This window comes from Pseudoxanthobacter sp., assembly GCF_036822375.1.
Classification (GTDB): Bacteria; Pseudomonadota; Alphaproteobacteria; order Rhizobiales; family Segnochrobactraceae; genus Pseudoxanthobacter.
The window spans coordinates 1-2,141 of the sequence record NZ_DAISHT010000354.1; the positions used below are offsets into that span (position 1 = coordinate 1).

Consider the following 2,141-nt stretch of genomic DNA (forward strand, 5'->3'; position numbering starts at 1 on the left):
GGGGAGCGCCGGCACCGGGCGGCTTTCCGCCGCCGGCCTCAGCCGGCACCGGGCCGGCCGGGGCCTGTGCGCACGGATCGGGCCGGGACCGGACCTGATCGGGTAGGAGCGGGGCCGGCCGCTGTCAATGTTTTCTTTGCTTTCGCAGCCCGCCTTGCCTATTGCTTTGCCCCGGCGGCGGGCGGAAAGTTCGCGCCGCCGGCCGGCCGGCCTCTCCCGGCCGCGAGCCCGGGCAGCCCGCGAAAGGCCGGCCGGGCCCCGCCACACGGCCTGTTTTCCATTTCGAGTCTCATGTCGTCATGACCAGCATCACCCGTCCCGAAGGTCCGAGCCCCAAGCCGGGCATCCGCGCGATCGCGCCCTATGTGCCCGGCAAGTCCTCCACGGGGTCCGGCGGACGGGTCTGGAAGCTCTCGTCCAACGAAAATCCGCTGGGCGCCCCGCCGGCGGCGGTTGCCGCCGCGCAGCAGGCCATTGCCGGCGGCATCGAGTTCTACCCCGCCCCCGGCGCCCCGGCGCTGCGCGCCGCCATCGCGCGCCGCTACGGGCTGGATGAAGAGCGGATCGTCTGCTCGTCCGGCTCCGACGAACTGATCGCGCTGCTGTGCAACGGCTATCTCGCGCCCGGCGACGAGATGGTGCAGACGGTGCACGGCTTCAACATCTATGCGATCCAGACGCTGGCCGCCGGCGGCACGCCGGTGTTCGCCCCGGAAAATAACCTGACGACCGATGTCGACGCCGTGCTGGCCGCGGTGACGGAGCGCACCCGGCTCGTCTTCATCGCCAATCCCAACAATCCGACCGGCACCTACAGTCCGGCCAGCGAGATGAAGCGGCTGGCGCAGGCGCTGCCGCGCAACGTGCTGCTCGTCATCGACGCCGCCTATGCGGAATATGTGCAGGCCGGCGACTACGACTGCGGGCTGGATCTCGCCACCACCATGGATAACGTGGTGATGACGCGCACGTTCTCCAAGATTCACGGCCTCGCCGGCCTGCGCATCGGCTGGCTTTACGGCCCGGCGCCGGTGGTGGACACCGTCAACCGCATCCGCGGGCCGTTCAACCTCTCCACCCCGGCCATCGCCGCCGGCGTGGCGGCGATGGAAGACAGCACCCACGAGGCGGCGTCCGTGGCCCACAACGCGGTGTGGCTGCCGCGCACGGCCCGGGCGCTGGAAGGCCTTGGCCTGACGGTGACGCCGGGTGCCGGCAACTTCGTGCTGGTGCACTTTCCCGACGAGGACGGCCACCGCGCGCCGGATGCCGACCGGGCGCTGCAGGCCGCCGGCATTCTGGCCCGGCGCATGGAGAGCTATCACCTGCCCAATGCGCTGCGCATCACCATCGGCGCACCCGAGGCGATGGAACTGACCATCGCCACGCTGGCGCGCTTCCTCGGCCGCACCTGACGGCCCCTTTTCCGTGCCTTTCCTGCGCGGCGCGGGCCGGCCCGCCGGCCCCCGCGCGAAAGGCCTGCTCCAAGGACACTGACCCGTGGTTTCCGCTTCTGATCCGGCTGCCACGCCGGCCCTGTTCCGCCGCATCGCCATCGTCGGCATCGGCCTCATCGGCTCCTCGCTGGCGCGCGCCGCGCTGGCCCGCGGCCTCGCCGCCGAAGTGGCGCTGGCCGACAGCGACCCCGCCGTCGTCGCCCGTGCCGAGGATCTCGGCATCGGCACCGAGTTTCACCTCGATGCCGCGGCAGCGGCGCGGGGAGCGGATCTCGTCGTCTCCTGCGTGCCGGTGGGCGCCTGCGGCAGCATCGCCGCGGCCATCGCGCCCGTGCTCCGGCCCGGCGCCATCGTCTCCGATGTCGGCTCGGTCAAGGGCGCGGTCATCGAGCGCATGGGGCCGCACCTGCCGCCGGGCGTGCATTTCGTGCCCGCTCACCCGGTTGCCGGCACCGAGTTCTCCGGCCCCGACGCCGGCTTCGCCGAACTCTTCGAGGGCCGCTGGTCGATCCTGACCCCGCCCGCCGGCAGCGATCCGCAGGCCGTGGCACAGGTCCAGGCCTTCTGGGAGGCCATGGGCGCGAACGTGGAAGTGATGACGGCCGAGCACCACGATCTGGTGCTGGCCATCACCAGCCACCTGCCGCACCTCATCGCCTACAACATCGTGCGCACCGCCGCCGA

2 protein-coding genes are annotated in these 2,141 nt (G+C 71.8%); both read left to right on the forward strand.

The window, feature by feature from the left end; translation table 11 throughout:
* Positions 1-299 precede the first annotated feature (299 nt).
* Entirely contained in the window at positions 300-1,415 is a 1,116-nt protein-coding gene (gene hisC, locus V7067_RS17545) for a histidinol-phosphate transaminase (RefSeq protein ID WP_334177172.1), read from the forward strand.
* A gap of 85 nt (positions 1,416-1,500) precedes the next feature.
* Positions 1,501-2,141: prephenate dehydrogenase/arogenate dehydrogenase family protein (locus V7067_RS17550; RefSeq protein WP_334177173.1), on the forward strand; the 641-nt coding region annotated here is incomplete at its 3' end.